This is a genomic window from Streptomyces sp. NPDC059740, assembly GCF_042733155.1.
Classification (GTDB): domain Bacteria; phylum Actinomycetota; class Actinomycetes; order Streptomycetales; family Streptomycetaceae; genus Streptomyces.
In genome coordinates, this window is sequence record NZ_JBHWGP010000043.1 from 1 (window position 1) to 16,398 (window position 16,398).

General features: G+C 74.0%; 13 protein-coding genes. 8 read left to right on the forward strand and 5 right to left on the reverse strand.

Annotation, left to right across the window (positions count from 1 at the left end; translation table 11 throughout):
* Positions 1 to 48: 48 nt before the first annotated feature.
* The 3 genes from ACFV3R_RS30380 to ACFV3R_RS30390 are packed head-to-tail and all read right to left on the reverse strand — an operon-like array spanning position 49 to position 2,625.
* Complete coding sequence (locus ACFV3R_RS30380; protein WP_385589838.1) at positions 49 to 600, reverse strand: isochorismatase family protein; 552 nt, start codon at positions 598 to 600, stop codon at positions 49 to 51.
* Positions 601 to 652: 52 nt separating this feature from the next.
* Positions 653 to 2,197 carry an MFS transporter gene (locus tag ACFV3R_RS30385; protein WP_385589840.1) on the reverse strand — a complete coding sequence of 515 codons (1,545 nt, stop codon included), beginning with the start codon at positions 2,195 to 2,197 and terminating at the stop codon, positions 653 to 655.
* Entirely contained in the window at positions 2,194 to 2,625 is a 432-nt protein-coding gene (locus tag ACFV3R_RS30390) for a MarR family winged helix-turn-helix transcriptional regulator (protein WP_385589842.1), read from the reverse strand. The genes ACFV3R_RS30385 and ACFV3R_RS30390 overlap by 4 nt, the downstream gene beginning before the upstream one ends.
* A 277-nt stretch (positions 2,626 to 2,902) precedes the next feature.
* Between ACFV3R_RS30390 and ACFV3R_RS30395 the strand changes: the two genes are divergently transcribed.
* The 3 genes from ACFV3R_RS30395 to hydA all read left to right on the forward strand — a co-directional run bounded on the left by ACFV3R_RS30395 (position 2,903) and on the right by hydA (position 6,589).
* Positions 2,903 to 3,745: a nitrilase-related carbon-nitrogen hydrolase gene (locus ACFV3R_RS30395; RefSeq protein ID WP_385589844.1), complete on the forward strand. Its 843-nt coding sequence runs from the start codon at positions 2,903 to 2,905 to the stop codon at positions 3,743 to 3,745.
* A gap of 74 nt (positions 3,746 to 3,819) precedes the next feature.
* Positions 3,820 to 5,100, forward strand: coding sequence for an aspartate aminotransferase family protein (locus ACFV3R_RS30400; RefSeq protein WP_385589914.1), 1,281 nt, complete (start codon positions 3,820 to 3,822; stop codon positions 5,098 to 5,100).
* An 82-nt stretch (positions 5,101 to 5,182) separates the two neighbouring features.
* Complete coding sequence (gene hydA / locus ACFV3R_RS30405; protein ID WP_385589846.1) at positions 5,183 to 6,589, forward strand: dihydropyrimidinase; 1,407 nt, start codon at positions 5,183 to 5,185, stop codon at positions 6,587 to 6,589.
* An 11-nt stretch (positions 6,590 to 6,600) separates the two neighbouring features.
* Here the strand turns inward: hydA and ACFV3R_RS30410 are convergent, their stop codons facing one another.
* Positions 6,601 to 7,620 (reverse strand): Lrp/AsnC family transcriptional regulator, encoded by a 1,020-nt coding sequence (locus ACFV3R_RS30410; RefSeq protein ID WP_385589848.1) that lies wholly within the window; start codon positions 7,618 to 7,620, stop codon positions 6,601 to 6,603.
* A gap of 109 nt (positions 7,621 to 7,729) precedes the next feature.
* On the opposite strand from ACFV3R_RS30410, the gene ACFV3R_RS30415 reads away from it, so the two are divergent.
* From ACFV3R_RS30415 to ACFV3R_RS30430, 4 genes are all read left to right on the forward strand, one after another.
* Entirely contained in the window at positions 7,730 to 9,166 is a 1,437-nt protein-coding gene (locus ACFV3R_RS30415; RefSeq protein ID WP_385589850.1) for an MFS transporter, read from the forward strand.
* A gap of 32 nt (positions 9,167 to 9,198) precedes the next feature.
* The gene (locus ACFV3R_RS30420; RefSeq protein WP_385589852.1) at positions 9,199 to 10,416 is read left to right on the forward strand and encodes an amidohydrolase; all 1,218 of its coding nucleotides are present in this window, start codon (positions 9,199 to 9,201) and stop codon (positions 10,414 to 10,416) included.
* 151 nt (positions 10,417 to 10,567) lie between these two features.
* On the forward strand, positions 10,568 to 11,338 hold the full coding sequence (locus ACFV3R_RS30425; RefSeq protein WP_385589854.1) for a hypothetical protein: 771 nt from the start codon (positions 10,568 to 10,570) through the stop codon (positions 11,336 to 11,338).
* 446 nt (positions 11,339 to 11,784) lie between these two features.
* Complete coding sequence (locus ACFV3R_RS30430; RefSeq protein ID WP_385589856.1) at positions 11,785 to 12,789, forward strand: TIGR03842 family LLM class F420-dependent oxidoreductase; 1,005 nt, start codon at positions 11,785 to 11,787, stop codon at positions 12,787 to 12,789.
* Positions 12,790 to 12,932: 143 nt separating this feature from the next.
* Here the strand turns inward: ACFV3R_RS30430 and ACFV3R_RS30435 are convergent, their stop codons facing one another.
* The gene (locus tag ACFV3R_RS30435) at positions 12,933 to 14,387 is read right to left on the reverse strand and encodes a serine hydrolase domain-containing protein (protein ID WP_385589858.1); all 1,455 of its coding nucleotides are present in this window, start codon (positions 14,385 to 14,387) and stop codon (positions 12,933 to 12,935) included.
* A gap of 348 nt (positions 14,388 to 14,735) precedes the next feature.
* Here ACFV3R_RS30435 and ACFV3R_RS30440 point away from each other — a divergent pair, with 348 nt between their 5' ends.
* On the forward strand, positions 14,736 to 16,253 hold the full coding sequence (locus ACFV3R_RS30440; RefSeq protein WP_385589860.1) for an arabinofuranosidase catalytic domain-containing protein: 1,518 nt from the start codon (positions 14,736 to 14,738) through the stop codon (positions 16,251 to 16,253).
* Positions 16,254 to 16,398 lie beyond the last annotated feature (145 nt).

Consider the following 16,398-nt stretch of genomic DNA (forward strand, 5'->3'; position numbering starts at 1 on the left):
GCCCCGGGGACACAGGTCCCCGGGGCCGCCCGCTGTCCGCGCCGGAACTCAGCCCAGCAGCTTGATGATCGCGTCGGTGGTGTCGGTCTCACCGAGGCGCGGGAAGATGCGGGCGACGCTGTTCTCGTGCGCCTCCTCGTTCATGTCCGTCACCGCGTCGGTGGCGACCGTGACGTGGTAGCCGTGCTCGTAGGCGGCGCGGGCGGTGGACTCCACACCGATGCTGGTGGCGATGCCGGCCACCACGACCTGGGTCACGCCCAGGCGGCGCAGCTCCAGGTCGAGGTTGGTGCCGTGGAAGGCGCCCCAGACCTTCTTGGTGACGCGGATGTCGTCGGGCTGGGCGTCCAGCTCGGGGACCAGGTCGGCCCAGTCGGCGGGCGGGTTGCCGCCCTGCGAGCCGCCTTCGGTGCGGCCCGGGGCGCCACCGGTCACGTTGACCAGCACGACCGGCAGGCCCTTCGCCCGGAAGGCCGCGGCCAGACGGGCCGAGCGCGCGACGATCTCGGCCGCGGGGTGGGCGACGGGCAGGGCCGTGATGCCCTTCTGGAGGTCGACCAGGACGAGGGCCGTGGTCGGGTCGAGGGTGGTGGCGGTCATGGGATGACTCCTGTGGTGCGAGGGATTTTCCGGACGCGGCCGGACGGCCGGGTCAGGCACGGGTGCCGGGTTCCCGCGGGGCGGGGGTGCGGCAACCGGTGGCAGAGGGGGCCGCGGTCGGCTCGGCCGGGTCCGCGGGGCGGGGCACGGTGCCGGCCGGGCTCTTCGAGGCCGGGGCCGGCGGGGGCGCCTGGCCGCTCCTGGGGCGGCGCAGCGCCCTGTCGGTGACGGTGAGGACGATCAGGACGAGGCTCAGCACGCCGGTGACCAGGGCCAACTCGTGCAGGCCGGCGTCGTCGGCGCGCTGCCCGTAGAAGAGCGCGATCAGGCTCGCGGCGGTGATGGCGCCCAGGTACTGGGCGCTGCGCTGCAGACCGGCGGCCGAGCCCGTGCCCTCCGGCGGCGACTGGGAGTAGACCGCCGCCTGGTTGCCGGTGGAGACCAGGCCCTGCGGCACACCGAAGAGCGCGCCGGCCAGCAGCAGCACCACCCAGGGGGCACCGGAACCGGTGACGGCCAGCAGCGCACTGCCACCCGCCAGCAGGACGGCAGCCGTGGTCAGCGGCGCACGGATGCCTCTGGTGCGGGCGCCGAGGAGGGAGCAGACGGCCGCCGTCACCGACATGGGCAGCATGGTCAGGCCGGTGTGGAAGGAGGAGAGGCCGTGGCCCTCCTCCAGCCACTGCGTGAAGCCGTACATCACGCAGTAGATGACCAGGTAGCTCAGGCCGTGCCGCAGGTAGGTCGTCGTCAGTGCCCGGTTGGAGCCGAGCGAGCGCAGGTCCAGGAAGGGCCGCGGACGCCGCAGCTGCCACCGGGTGAAGACCGCGCCGACGACCACCACGACCGGCAGCAGGTACCAGGCCGGGTGGGCGAGGTCCAGGAGGAAGAACATCCCCGGGACCAGGGTGAGGAAGAAGAGCAGCATGCCCAGCGGGTCCAGCTCGCGCACCCCGGAGCCGGCCCCGTCCGCCTGCCGTGCGCTGCGGGGCTGGTCCCGGGGCAGCCACACGACGGCCAGCACCAGGCCCAGCAGGGCGAGCGGCACGTTGACGGCGAAGATGCCCCGCCAGCCGGTGGTGGCCGTCAGCACGCCGCCGAGCACGGGCCCGACGGCGGCGCTGGACATGCCCGCCAGCGACAGCAGCCCGAGCACGCTGCGCGGCGCCGGCCGTCCGACCTGCCGTGACCTCGCCCGCAGCATCGCCAGCGCGGAGGGGTAGGCGGTGGACGTGCCGACGCCCAGCAGCAGCCGGGAGGCCAGCAGCCAGCCGAAGCCGGGCGCCAGCGCGCCCACCAGGCCCGCGGCGACGACCAGCACCAGCCCGCAGAGAAAGGCCCGCCGGGGCCCGAAGAGGTCCGCGATCCGTCCCGCGGCCGGCTGCGCCACCGCGCACGCCAGGTAGAGGACGGCCACCAGCCAGGACGTACCGGCGGGGCCGACCCCGAAGTCACGACCGATCGCCACCAGACCGGTGGAGATCATGGTGGTGTTGATCGGGTTGAGGACGGAACCGAGCAGCAGCGGCGTCATCAGCCGGGCGCTGAAGTCCCTGCCGCCGCCCGTCGCCCCGGCCGGGGCGGGCCGGGCGCTCACTCCGTCACCAGCCGGCGCATCAGCGCGGTGGCCTCGGCGAGGGTGGCCCGCTCGCCGGCGGTCAGCTGCTCGGCCACGGCCACGGCGAGCCAGTCCCGCTTGGCGCGGCGGACGCTCTCCAGGACCTCGCGGCCCTCCTCGGTCAGCGAGAAGACGACCTGCCTGCCGTCGGTGGGGTGCGGGCTGCGCGTCACCAGCTCGCGTTCCTCCAGCGCGCCGAGCGTCATCCGCATCGACTGGGGGCGGACCAGCTCGGCCCGGGCCAGGGCAGCCGTGGTCGTCGGCCCGCCACCGGCCAGCCGGGCCATCGCGGAACGCTGCGAGGGGGTCAGCTCCCCCTCGGCGGACGCCGCCCGCAGGTGCCGCATGAGCTGCGACACGGCCGCGCCGAGATCGACGGCCAGCTGTTCGGAATCTGGTTCGGGCATGTCCGTCAGCCTAGGAGTTCGACAGGTTGCCTTGCAAGTTTGCCTGCGGGACTACGCTCCCGCGCCCGCGTCACCCGCAGGTCCCGCCCGTGTCCGCCACCACTTCCGGCCGCCACCGGGGTCCCGGACGGTGGACCGACCGACACGCCTGTACGCCCTGCGATGCCCTTGCCACCGTACGTGACGGGGCTTACGGTCGGCATTCGTGTCGCGAGGCCGCCGACCGGCGGCCACCGCGGACACGCGTGTGCCGACGTCCCCCACGAAGGAGCAGCACATGGCCGAGGTCGTACGTGCCGCACTGGTCCAGGCGACCTGGACGGGCGACACCGACTCGATGATCAGCAAGCACGAGGAACACGCCCGGGCCGCCGCCGCCCAGGGCGCCCGCATCATCGGGTTCCAGGAGGTCTTCAACGCGCCCTACTTCTGCCAGGTGCAGGAAGCCGAGCACTACCGCTGGGCGGAACCGGTGCCCGGCGGGCCCACCCTCACACGGATGAGGTCGCTGGCCCGCGAGACCGCGATGGTGGTGGTCGCCCCCGTCTTCGAGGATGAGGCGCCCGGGTTCTACTACAACACCGCCGCCGTCATCGACGCCGACGGCACCGTCCTGGGCACCTACCGCAAGCACCACATCCCCCAGCTCCCCGGCTTCTGGGAGAAGTACTACTTCCGTCCCGGCAACCTCGGCTGGCCGGTCTTCGACACCGCCGTCGGCCGCGTCGGCGTCTACATCTGCTACGACCGGCACTTCCCGGAGGGCTGGCGCCAACTCGGCCTCGCCGGAGCGCAGATCGTCTACAACCCCTCCGCCACCTCTCGCGGCCTCTCCTCCCACCTGTGGCGGCTGGAGCAACCCGCGGCAGCCGTCGCCAACCAGTACTACGTCGCCGCCATCAACCGTGTCGGCGTGGAGTCCTACGGCGACAACGACTTCTACGGCACCAGCTACTTCGTCGACCCCCGGGGCCAGTTCGTCGGCGACGTGGCCAGCGACTCCCAGGAGGAACTCCTCGTCCGCGACCTCGACCTGGGCCGCATCCAGGAGGTCCGGCAGGAGTGGGCCTTCTACCGCGACCGCCGCCCCGACGCCTACGACGACCTGGTCCGCCCGTGACCGCCGCCCCACCCCCGCCCCCCGGCGGCCCCACCGACGACGCGGCCGCCCTGCACGCCCGCCACCGCGCCGTCATGCCGGCCTGGCTCGGTCTCTACTACGCCCGGCCCCTGGAGCTCACCCACGGCCGGGGCCGCCACGTCTGGGACTCCACCGGCCGCCGCTACCTCGACTTCTTCGGCGGCATCCTCACCACGGCGACCGCCCACGCACTGCCCGAGGTCACCGCCGCCGTGACCGAGCAGGCCGCACGCATCCTGCACACCTCCACCCTCTACCTCTCCCGCCCCATGGTGGAGCTGGCCGAGCGCATCGCCCACCTCTCCGGCATCCCCGACGCCCGCGTCTTCTTCACCACCTCCGGCACCGAGGCCAACGACGCCGCGCTGCTGCTGGCCACCTGCCACCGCCGCTCCCACCAGGTGCTGGCGCTGCGCAACAGCTACCACGGGCGCTCCTTCGCCACCGTCGGCCTGACCGGGAACGCCCACTGGTCGCCCACCGCCCTCTCCCCGCTGCAGACCCTCCACGTCCACGGCGGGGTGCGCACCCGCGGTCCCTTCGCGCACCTGCCGGACGCCGAGTTCACCGCGGCCTGCGTCGCCGACCTGCACGACATGCTCGACCAGACGGCGCGGGGCGTTGCCGCGTTCATCGCCGAACCCGTACAGGGCGTGGGCGGTTTCACGATGCCTCCCGACGGCCTCCTCGGCGCCTTCCGCGAAGTCCTCGACCAGCACGGCATCCTGTGGATCAGCGACGAGGTGCAGACCGGCTGGGGACGGACCGGTGACCACTTCTGGGGCTGGCAGGCCCACGCCCAGAACGGCCCGCCGGACCTGCTGACCTTCGCCAAGGGAATCGGCAACGGCATGTCGGTGGGCGGCGTCGTGGCCCGCGCCGAGATCATGGACAGTCTGCCCGCACAGTCGATCTCCACCTTCGGCGGCTCACCCGTCACCATGGCCGCCGCCCTCGCCAACCTCACCCACCTCCTCGACCACGACCTCCAGGGCAACGCCCGCCGGGTCGGCGGCCTCCTCATCGAGCGCCTGCGGGCCGTCACCGCCGGGCTGAGCACCGTCCGCGAGGTACGGGGACGCGGCCTGATGATCGGCCTCGAACTCGTCGAACCCGGCACCGACACCACCTCCCCGCGGGCCGCCGCCCTCGTCCTGGAGGCCGCCCGGGAACGCGGCCTGCTCCTCGGCCGGGGCGGACCGGACGGCGCGGTACTGCGCATCGCCCCGCCCCTGACGCTGACCGTCGCGGAGGCCGAGGAGGGGGCGCAGGCGCTCGCCGAGGCGCTGCACGAGGTCGAGGAAACCCTCACGGCCCACCCCACCACCCGCTGACCGGGCGCCACCCACCACGTCCACGTCGCGCGGCGGCACCCGCGACGACCACCCACCGAGCAGGGGAAGGAAGTCGAGCGCCATGTCCCGTACCGTCATCCGAGGTGGGCTGGTGGTCACCGCGGCCGAGGAACTCCACGCCGACGTCCTCGTCGAGGGCGGCCGGATCGCCGCACTCGCCGAACACGGCCACGACACGGTCGCCGGCTGGACCGCCGGCGCCGACCGCGTCATCGACGCGACGCACAAGTACGTGATCCCGGGCGGCGTCGACGCGCACACGCACATGGAGTTCCCCTTCGGCGGCACCCGCGCCAGCGACACCTTCGAGACCGGGACGCAGGCCGCGGCGTGGGGCGGGACCACGACGATCGTCGACTTCGCGGTGCAGACCAGGGGTCAGGCGCTGCGGGCGGGCCTGGACACCTGGCACGCCAAGGCGGACGGGAAGTGCGCGATCGACTACGCCTTCCACATGATCGTGACGGACGTCAACGCCTCGACGCTGAAGGAGACGGACCGGCTCGTCGAGGAAGGACTGACCTCCTTCAAGCTGTTCATGGCCTACCCCGGCGTCTTCTACAGCGACGACGGGCAGATCCTGCGCGCCATGCAGCGCTCCGCCGGCAACGGCAGCCTGGTCATGGTGCACGCCGAGAACGGCATCGCCATCGACGTCCTGGTCGAGCAGGCGCTCGCCGAGGGCCGCACCGACCCCCGCCAACACGGCGAGGTCCGCAAGGTGCTGCTGGAGGCCGAGGCCACCCACCGGGCGATCCAGCTCGCCCGCGTCGCCGGGGCGCCGCTGTACGTCGTGCACGTCTCGGCCGAGGAGGCCGTGGCGGAACTGGCCTCGGCCCGCGCCACGGGGCTGCCCGTCTTCGGCGAGACCTGCCCCCAGTACCTCTTCCTGTCCACCGACAACCTCGCGGAGCCCGGCTTCGAGGGCGCCAAGTACGTGTGCTCCACCCCGCTGCGTCCGCGCGAACACCAGGCCGCGCTCTGGCGGGGCCTGCGCACCGACGCCCTCCAGGTGGTCTCCACCGACCACTGCCCGTTCTGCTTCTCCGGGCAGAAGGAACTCGGCCGGGGCGACTTCTCGAAGATCCCCAACGGCCTGCCGGGCGTGGAGAACCGTATGGACCTGCTGCACCAGGCCGTCGTCGACGGGCACCTCACCCGCCGCCGCTGGATCGAGGTCGCCTGCGCCGCACCGGCCAGGATGTTCGGCCTCTACCCCAAGAAGGGCACCATCGCCCCGGGCACCGACGCCGACCTCGTCGTCTACGACCCGCACGCCCAGCAGACGCTCTCCGCCGCGACGCACCACATGAACGTCGACTACTCGCCCTACGAGGGCCGGCGCATCACCGGCCGCGTCGAGACTGTCCTCTCCCGCGGCGAGGTGGTCGTCGACCGGGGCACCTTCACCGGCCGCGCCGGACACGGCCTCTACACGCCCCGGTCCACCTGCCAGTACCTCGGCTGACCGCCCCGCGGCTACCAGGGGCGGATGGGGCGCACCCCGGTACGGCGGCCGTCGGCGTCGAGAAGGTGGCCCATCCGCTTGACCGTGCGCAGGCCGACGATGCGGTCGGTGACGGTGAGGGACGGCAGCCGGGCGCCCAGCGCGGTCTCGCGGCGCTGGACGTCACCCAGATCCGGTAGCCAGAGGGTGGCGAGGATGTTGTCGGGGCCGGAGACGGCGGCGACGACGCGGCACTCGGGGAGGGCGGCGAGTGTGCGGTGGATGCCGGACACGTCGCGGGCGGGGGCGCGGCCCAGGAAGGTGACGGGGACGGGTGCCCCGGCCAGTCCGTCGGCCATGTCGCAGCGGAAGGTGATCACTCCGGTGCCGGTCAGCCGGCTGACCCTGCGCCGCACCGTCGCCGCGCTGGCCCCGGTCCGCGCGGCGAGCGCGGCGAACCCCAGGCGGCCGTCACACACCAAGGCGTCGAGCAGGGCGTGGTCGAGGGCGTCCAGCGCGACGGCCGCACCCGGGGCGCGCTGACCGCTGCCCGGCCTGCCCAGCTCCGCCAGTTGCGCCGGGCCCAGCGAACGCAGCCGCCAGCGGCTCCCCTCCACGGACAGCGAGGTGGCGACCAGGCAGTCGACGTCCGTGACACCGGGCATCGCCTCCAGACGCCCGGTGACGAACCGCGTCAGCGCCGGCAGGCCGGGGGTGAGGACGTCGAGCAGCAGCCCCGCGTCCCGGGAGGCGGTGAGTTCGACCGTGGCCACCTCCGTGCACTCGCTCAGCAGGGCGGCGAGGCGCTGCCGGGCCCCCGGCCGGCACCGGACCCGGACGAACGCGGTGCAGCGGGTACGCGGGAACTCCCGCCCCGGTGCCGCGTACACCCAGGCCAGCCCGTCCCCGCTCAGCCGCTCCCAGCGCCGCGCCAGGGTGCCGGGGCCGGCACCGACCGGCTGGGCCAGCTCCGCCCAGGACGCGCGGGGCCGCAGCTGGAGGGCGTGGACGAGAGCGAGGTCCAGTTCGCTGGCGATGACTGATTCCCGCATTCTCCCCGGCTTCCACGCACGATTCCCTCGAACTTCCGGCCACTTCCCGGACGTGGCCGCACAGTAGCCGCCACGTCGGGTTCAAGCCACCAGAAGGGGTGAGGGAACTGTGGCCAGAGGCATCGGTTCGGGCCGGGGGCTGCTGGCGACCATGGCGGTCGTCGTGGTCTGCAGCGGCGTCGTCCAGGGGTACCTGACCCCGCTCCTGCCGGGGATCGGCCGGCACATCGGCGTGGGCGGCGTCGGACAGAACAACCTCTACCTCCTGTCCCAGCTCGCGTTCGCGGTGATGACGCCGCTGCTGTCGAAGCTGGGCGACCTGTACGGGCACCGCAGGCTGCTGCGGGTCGCCGTGGCGATGGTGGCGGGCGGCTCGCTGCTGATGGCGGTGTGGCCGACGACCGCGACCCTGACGGCCGGCATGACCCTGCAGGGGGCTGTGGTCGGCTTCTTCCCGCTGCTCGCGGGCATCCTGCGCTCCCGCGCCCCGGAGTACGGCCGCACCGGCATCTCGGTGCTCGTCGGGGCGCTGCTCGTCTCGATCGGCGCGGGCGGCCTGGTGGCGGGCTCGCTCAGCGAACGGCACGCGGTGGCGGGCCTGTGGACGGCCGTCCCGGTCGCCGCCCTGGCGCTGGCCGCCGCGGCCCTGCTGCCCGACAGCACGGCGCCGCGCCGCGGCCACTTCCACCTCGGGGCGGCGACCCTGCTCACCCTCGGGCTGGTCGCCCTGGTCCTCGTGCTGGCCCAGGGCGGCACCTGGGGCTGGGGCACGCCCGAGGTCGTGGGCCTGGCCGCACTGGCCCTGGCCCTCCTCGCCCTGTGGGTGTGGGTCGAGCACCGGTCCGCGCACCCGCTGGTGGACGTACGGCTGCTGCGCGGGTCACGGCTCGCGGTGGTCAACGTCCACACCTTCTGTCTCGCCTTCGGCACCATCGGCTTCCTCGGGGCCAACTCCGTGTTCCTGGGCACCGACCCCGCTCGGGCCGGCTTCGGGATGGGGCTGGGCTCGCAGGCCATCGCGCTGGTCTCGCTCGCCATGGTGGTGGCCGGCTGCCTGGGCTCCACCGTGACGCCACGGCTGGCCCGGCACGTCGGCGACCGGGCCGCACTGGCCACCGGAGGCGTCCTGTGCGCGGCCGGTTTCCTCGGCCTGCTCTGCTTCCACGGCTCGCTGCCGCAGTACCTGACCGGGGCCCTCCTGGTGGGCCTGGCCACCGGCGTCTTCGAGGCGGTCACCCGCTCGCTGGCGGCCGAGGTCGTCGCCGAGGAGGAGACGGCGCTCTCCGTCGGGATCAACGAACTCGCGCTCTCCCTCGGTGCCGCCATCGGTGCCGCCGTCATCGGCGCCCTGTTCGCCGGCCACCAGTCGGCGGGCGCGGACGGCCACCTCACCCTCGCGGGCTACCAGTGGAGTTGGGGGGTGTGCGCAGGCGTCGCCCTGCTCGGCGCGGCCATGGGCCTGGCCTTCCGCGGGCGACGGCACGGCGCGCCCCCCGCCCCGGCGCAGGCCCCCCTGCTGCCGGCGCCGAACGCAGACGCCGCATGACGCGGCCCAGGACCCGGGGAGAGGAACCGAAGGTGGAGAAGACGGTGGAGAGGCCGGTGGAGAAGACGGTGGCTGCTGATCGGAGCGGTACGGCCGCAGCGGTGCGCGAGGCCGTGGGGGAGTGGAGCGAGAGGCTGCTGGCCCTGAGCCACAGCCTGCACGCAGAGCCCGAGACCGCACTGCACGAGCACCGGTCGGCCGCCAAGGTGGCCGGCCTCCTGCGGCAGGCCGGGTTCGCGGTGACCCGGGGGGTCGCGGACCTGCCCACCGCGCTGGTCGCCCGCTACGGCTCCGGCGAGCTGACGATCGCGCTGTGCGCGGAGTACGACGCGCTGCCCGACATCGGCCACGCCTGCGGACACAACGTCAACGGCGCGGCGGCGGTCGGCGCGGCCCTGGGCCTGGCGGCCGTGGCGGACCGGGTCGGCGTCACCGTAAAACTCGTCGGCACCCCGGCCGAGGAGGACATCGGCGGCAAGGCACTCCTCCTGGACGCCGGGGTCTTCGACGACGTGGCGGCGGCCATGATGGTCCACGCCGCCCCCGAGGACAGCGTCGGCGCCTCGTCCCTGGCCATCGGCGCCTGGGACGTGACCTACCACGGCAGGTCGGCCCACGCCGCCCTGGCGCCCTGGGAGGGCGTCAACGCGCTGGACGCACTCACCGTCGCCCAGAACGCGATCGGCCTGCTGCGCCAGCACCTCCCGCCCGGCACCCTGGTGCACGGGGTCGTCACCGACGGCGGGCAGGCCCCGAACGTCGTCCCCGCCCTCACCCGGGCCCGCTACGAACTGCGCGCCCCCACCGCGGAGCAGCTGGAGGCGGCCCGCGCCCGGGTCCGGGCCTGTTTCGAGGCCGGGGCACTGGCCACCGGCGCCCGGCTGGAGCTGACACCGCACGGTGCGGACTTCGCGGAGCTGCGTCAGGACTCCTTCCTGACGGAGGCCTACCTGCGGGCGGCACGGTCGCTGGGCCGCGACCCGGTGGCCCGGCACGGTGAACTGACGGCCTCCACGGACATGGGCAACGTCTCCCGTCTCCTGCCGGCCATCCACCCCACGATCGGCTACGACACCGGTGGCGCCCGCCAGCACACCGCCGGCTTCGCGGCCTCCGGCACCAGCCCGGGCGCCGACCGGGCCGTACTGGACGGGGCCGTGGCCATGGCCCTGGCCGCGGTGGAGGCGGCCACGGACGAGGAGCAGCGGCGCCGCCTCCTGCGAGGCGTGGCCCGGCGCCGGACGTCCTGACCGCCCCCGCCCACAGCCGCGCCGACGCACCGCCGACTCCGCTTCCCGCCTCACCGCGGCCGCAGGGCAGCGCCCACAGGTGCTTGCCGAAGAACTCGGTGAGCCTGGCGACCGCGGGGGTGACGGCCTCCTCCCGGTCGTAGAGGTCCATGTGGGTCGCGCCCTCGACGAGGAAGAGCTCGGCGCCGGCGCCGGCCCGGGCGACGGCGTCCTGGCTGAACGGGAGCGTCGCGGCCTCGCTGCCGGCGATCATCAGCAGCGGGCGCGGGGCGATCTTGTCGACGTCCGCGTAGGCGTCGAACTGGTCGAGCTGGTCGACGCTGCGCAGCACGTACCTGTTGGTGGCGCGCGGGTGGTGGCCGCGCGGCGTCCTGTAGTAGTCGTGGAACTCCCGCGCGAGCGCCGGGGTCGAGTCGTCGACCGTCTCGGGCACCACGTCGACCAGGGTGGCCTGCTCACCGACTTCTCCGCCGTTCCGCGGGACCACCGCACCTACGCCTGGCTGCTCTTCTCCGACCCGGCGCTGAGACACCTCCACACGCAGTGGGCGGACGTCGCGCGCGACTGCGTGGCGATGCTGCGGAGGAAGGCCGGACGCCACCCGCAGGACCAGCCCATGCAACGGCTGGTGGGCGAACTGTCCATCGCGAGCGACGACTTCCGTCACTGGTGGGGGGATCACCGCGTCGCCCGCCGTACCAGGGGCAGCAAGGCGCTGCGCCATCCGGTCGCGGGCGAGCTCACCCTCGACTGGGACGCCCTCTCCTGCGCCGGTGACCCCGGCCAGCAACTCGTCGTCTGGACCGCCGAACCCGGCACACCCTCCCACGACGCCCTGCGCCTCCTCGCCTCCTGGAACGCCACCACCCCGAGCCCTACCGCGCCGCACGGCCGCCACCCCTCCGGCGGACCGGGCGACTGAGGCGGTGACCTCCCTCGTGCCGGAACGGGCGAGGTGGGGCAGCGGCCAGGAGGAGACCGACCTGCCTTCCGCCCTCCGGTGCCCGAGACGCGGAGGGGGCCTCCCGCGGCCCGGCACCACCGGGGCGGGCCGTGCCCGATTGCCGGGCCCAGTCAGGGCCGCACCAGTCACCTCGGCCACATCGGCACACGGGGTCACCGGGGCGGCGGGGCGGCACGCGACATGCCGCCCCGCCGCCTCGCCTCGCCCTGCCGGTCCTGGGTTGCGCGGTTCCCCGTGGGCGTCCGTCACCCGAACCGGCGTTCTTTCCGCCGGGCGGGCTTGGCACCGCCACCTCTGTGGGTAGACCCCCGCTCCAGGCCCGCGCCCCGTCGCCGCCGGCAGCCGGGCCGGGCCCTCCGTCCCCCGCCGCCCGCGCGGCGGCGAACCCCAGGAGCGTGCCCGTCGTGGACTTCGGCATCGTCCTCCAGACCGATCCGCCCGGTGCGGGCGTCGTCGGTCTCATGCGCCGCGCGGAACGCGCCGGCTTCCGCCACGGCTGGACCTTCGACAGCGCCGTGCTGTGGCAGGAGCCCTTCGTCATCCACAGCCGGATCCTGGACCACACCGACCGGCTCGTGGTCGGCCCCATGGTCACCAACCCGGCCACGCGCACCCTGGAGGTCACCGCCTCTACCTTCGCCACCCTCAACGAGATGTACGGCAACCGCACCGTCTGCGGCATCGGGCGCGGCGACTCGGCGATGCGTGTCGCCGGACGGGCCCCCGTCACCGTCACTCGGCTCGGTGAGGCCGTCGGCATCATCCGCGACCTGGCCGAGGGACGCGAGGCCCTCGTCGACGGCCGCCCCCTGCGCCTGCCGTGGGTGCGCGACTCCCGCCTGCCCGTCTGGGTCGCCGCCTACGGCCCCAAGTCACTCGCCATGGCCGGCCGGCTCGCCGACGGCTTCATCCTCCAGCTCGCCGACCCCTTCCTCACCCGCTGGATGGTGCAGGCGGTACGCACCGCCGCGGTCGAGGCCGGGCGCGACCCCTCGGAGATCACCGTCTGCGTCGCCGCCCCGGCCTACGTCGGCGACGACCTCGGGCACGCCAGGGACCAGTGCCGCTGGTTCGGCGGCATGGTCGGCAACCATGTCGCCGACCTCGTCCGCCGCTACGGCGTCTCCTCCGGCGTGGTGCCCGAATCCCTCACCGCCTACGTCGCGGAGCGCGGCGACTACGACTACGCCCACCACGGACGGGCCGGCAACCCCGATGCCGCGTTCGTGCCCGACGAGATCATCGACCGGTTCTGCCTGCTGGGCCCCGTCGCACACCACCTGGAGCGCCTGCAGGAGCTGCGGGACCTGGGCGTCGACCAGTTCGCCCTCTACGCCATGCACGACGCGAAGGAGGCCGTGATCGACGCCTACGGGGAACACGTGGTGCCGGTGCTGGGCGGGACGTGAGCGGACCGGCGCGCCCGCGGAGTCCAGGCATGCCCCAGGCACCGCACCGGTCCCGGTCGTGCCCGCGCCCCGGCCGGGCCGGTGGGCGCCCCGGCCGGGGTGTGCGGGCCTCCCGCCTGCGGGGGTGGCCGGTGGCCCGAGCCCTACGGCAGCGCCCGCCACCCCTGCTCGTCCACACCGCCCGGCACCGACCCGTGTGGCTCGTAGGGGCGCCGGGTGAAGACGAACGAGCCCAGGTCGAGGTGGCTCACCGCGCCCTCGTGCCGCACCACGCGCAGGGTCTCGCCCGCGTAGTAACCGTCAAGGCCCCGCCAGGTGCCGTCCCCCTCGGGACGGAACCGCGAACCGCGGCCCCCGCCGTCCACCGGGCCCAGCTCCACCCAGCCCTCCGGGGCCAGACGCAGGACCACGGCGGCCGTCCCCCAGTACCAGAAACCCGTCAGATCGAGCAGCGCCGGGTCGACCTCGGTCAGCGGACGCCAGGGCTCCGGCACGCGCGGCTCGGCCTCGGCGACGATCCGCACCAGGTCGGCCGCCAGCACCCCGGTGCCCGGCCCCGAGGTGGCGTTGGCCAGGGCCACACCGGCGACGTCGTCCTCGGTGCTCAGCCACACCCCGGCGAGGAAGCCGGGCAGCGAGCCGCCGTGCCCGGTCAGGGTCCGGCCCTGACGCCGCACCACCTGCAGGCCCAGACCGTAGCCGGCGTCCCAGCCCTCGGGCTCCGGGGGAGCGCCCGGCGTGCGCATCTCCCGCACCGAGTCGGCGCTCAGCACCCGCTCGTCACCGCGGGCCAGGAAGGCGGCGAACCGGCACAGGTCCGCCGCGGTCGACCAGAGCTGGCCGGCCGCCGCCATCACACCCAGGTCCCGCGCGGGCTCCGGCAGCATCACGTCCGCCCACGGGTGGACCGCCCAACCGTCGGCGTGCGGCGCCACCGGACGGGCCGTGGTACGCGTCATACCCAGGGGCAGGCAGACCTCCTCGCGCACCACCTCCGCCCAGGGCGCCCCCCGCACCGCCTCCACCACGGAACCCAGCAGCGTGTATCCGGGGTTGGAGTAGTGGTGACGACGGCCTGCCGGGTGCAGTACGGGTGCTGCTCCCAGCACGCTCGCCAGGTCCGGGCGCAGCGCGCTGTCCGACCGCTCCCACCACTGGCCGGGGGTCTCCGCGGCCAGGCCGGCGGTATGGCTCAGGAGCTGGGCCAGCGTCACCTCGCCCACCGGGGTGCCCGGCACGTGACGCTCCAGCGGGTCGGCGAGGTCGAGAAGGCCCTCGTCGCGCAGCCGCAGGACCGCGACGGCGGTGAACGGCTTGGTGATCGACCCGATGCGGTACTGGGTCTCCGCGTCCGGGACCTCCCCGGCGACGCCGCTGCGCGCGCCCGACCAGACCATCCGGCCGCCGCGCATCACCGCCCCCACCACCGAGGGAGCCCGGCCCTCGGCCTGCTCGACCGCCACCCGGTGCAGCAGCGCCCGGCGGGTCGCGGGCAGCAGGCCGTCGGGGGCCACGTCCTCGGGCGAGACGTCGTGGGGCGGGGCGGGGTCACGGGCGGGGTCGGAGGCGGTGGGGCCGGGGCGGTGTGGAGAGCTCATGAGGGAGATCTACCGGGAAGGGCGGGGAGGAGTCGAGTCAATAAGGGGTCGGCGGTGTCAGGTGCACCTGGCCGGTTCGCTGTACGGCACGGGGCAGGGCGGCGGAGCCGGCCGCGGTGTACCCGGGCAGCCCAGGGACCACGGCATGCATGTCGTGGTGGTCAACCCCCCGGTGGACGCTGCACTGACGGCCCGGTAATTCCAAACGTTCGACCAAAGGGACTCGTACGAAAGCAACAAACATTGACGGGATCAAACACCGGGGCTACCTTGCGACCCGGTTGACCCCGTCAACTCGCCTGAGATCAGGCTGACTTGGAGCTCCATTCCTCCTCCCAGGAGCACACCATGCGCAGAACAGCTCCCCCCACCGGAAACGGTCCGGCGGCGTACACCCCGGGACCGGGGGCGGCCGCGCGCCGACCGCACCGAGCCCTTCTCCCGGTCCTCGCCACCCTGGCGCTCGTACTCGGCGCGCTGATGAGCCTCCCCGGTCTCTCCCATGCGGCCTCCGCCCTCCCGTGCGACACCTACGGAAGCGCAGGCACCCCCTGCGTCGCCGCACACAGCACCGTGCGGGCCCTCCTCGCCTCCTACAACGGCCCGCTGTACCAGGTGAAACGCGCCTCCGACAACGCGACCAAGGACATCGGGCTGCTGGCGCAGGGCGGCTACGCGAACGCCGCCGCCCAGGACACGTTCTGCCAGAACACCACCTGCACCATCACCAAGATCTACGACCAGACCGCACGCCACAACGACCTCACCCCCGGGCCCGCCGGCACCGCCGGCATGGGCGCCGACCGGCCCGCGGACGCGAGCGAGATCGCGGTGACGGCCGGCGGGCACAAGGTCTACGGCGTGTGGATCTCGCCCGGCGTCGGCTACCGCTACACCGGTGTGGCCTCCGGGGTGGCGGTCAACGGCCAGGCCGAGGGCGCCTACATGGTCGCCAGCGGCACCCACGTCGGGTCCGCCTGCTGCTTCGACTACGGCAACGCCGAGAGGACCGCGGCGGACACCGGCAACGGCCACATGGACGCCGTCTCCATCGCCACCACCTGCTACTTCGCGCCCTGCACCGGTTCGGGGCCGTGGGTGGAGGCCGACATGGAGAACGGCATGTTCCAGGGCGACAACGGCTCCAACACCGCCAACCGCGGCAACAGCACGCCCTACGTCACCGCCATGCTGAAGAACAACGGGCAGACCCGGTACGCGCTCAAGGGCGGTGACTCCACCTCCGGGGGCCTGACCACCTGGTGGGACGGGGCCCTGCCCACCAGAGGCGGCTACCAGCCCATGCACCAGGAGGGCGGCATCATCCTGGGCACCGGCGGTGACAACAGCAACTGGAACATGGGCACCTTCTTCGAGGGCGTGATGGTCTCCGGCTACCCGAGCGACGCCGCCGAGAACGCCGTGCAGGCCAACATCACCTCGGTCGGCTACTCCGGCGCCACCGACGAACCCAACGGTGACCAGCACAAGTTCACCGGCCCCGGCGGCAAGTGCGTCGACGTGGCCGCGGACGACACCGGCACCAACGGTTCGGCCGTGCAGCTGTGGGACTGCCAGAAGTACGCCGAGGACCAGCACTGGTCCCACCCCGCCGACAGCACGCTGCGCACCCTCGGCCGCTGCCTGGACATCAACGGCAACGGCACCGCCGCCGGCACCAAGGTCGAGCTGTGGGACTGCAACGGCGTCGGCGGGCAGAAGTGGGTGCAGCAGTCCGACGGCTCCTTCCTCAACCCGCAGTCGGGCCGGTGCCTGGACGACCCGAGTGGCGCCACGGCCAACGGCACACGCCTGCAGATCTGGGACTGCAACGGGGCGGACGCCCAGAAGTTCCACCTGAACTGACCGCCCCGCCACCGAACGGCCGGGCACCCGGGCCTCTTCTCCGCCCGGGTGCCCGGCACCTCCGCTCCCCGCCGCGCCCACCTGTCCGCCCCCGCGCGGGGCAGTGGGCGCGGCGGTCCCCACTCCGGCCACCGCGTGCCGGACC

Coding starts and splice junctions, on each gene's coding strand:
- ACFV3R_RS30400 (WP_385589914.1), top strand. CDS start 3,820: ATGCCGGCCTGGCTCGGTCTCTACTACGCCCGGCCCCTGGAGCTCACC.
- ACFV3R_RS30390 (WP_385589842.1), bottom strand. CDS start 2,625: ATGCCCGAACCAGATTCCGAACAGCTGGCCGTCGATCTCGGCGCGGCC.
- ACFV3R_RS30440 (WP_385589860.1), top strand. CDS start 14,736: ATGCGCAGAACAGCTCCCCCCACCGGAAACGGTCCGGCGGCGTACACC.
- ACFV3R_RS30435 (WP_385589858.1), bottom strand. CDS start 14,387: ATGAGCTCTCCACACCGCCCCGGCCCCACCGCCTCCGACCCCGCCCGT.
- ACFV3R_RS30395 (WP_385589844.1), top strand. CDS start 2,903: ATGGCCGAGGTCGTACGTGCCGCACTGGTCCAGGCGACCTGGACGGGC.
- ACFV3R_RS30410 (WP_385589848.1), bottom strand. CDS start 7,620: ATGCGGGAATCAGTCATCGCCAGCGAACTGGACCTCGCTCTCGTCCAC.
- hydA (WP_385589846.1), top strand. CDS start 5,183: ATGTCCCGTACCGTCATCCGAGGTGGGCTGGTGGTCACCGCGGCCGAG.
- ACFV3R_RS30380 (WP_385589838.1), bottom strand. CDS start 600: ATGACCGCCACCACCCTCGACCCGACCACGGCCCTCGTCCTGGTCGAC.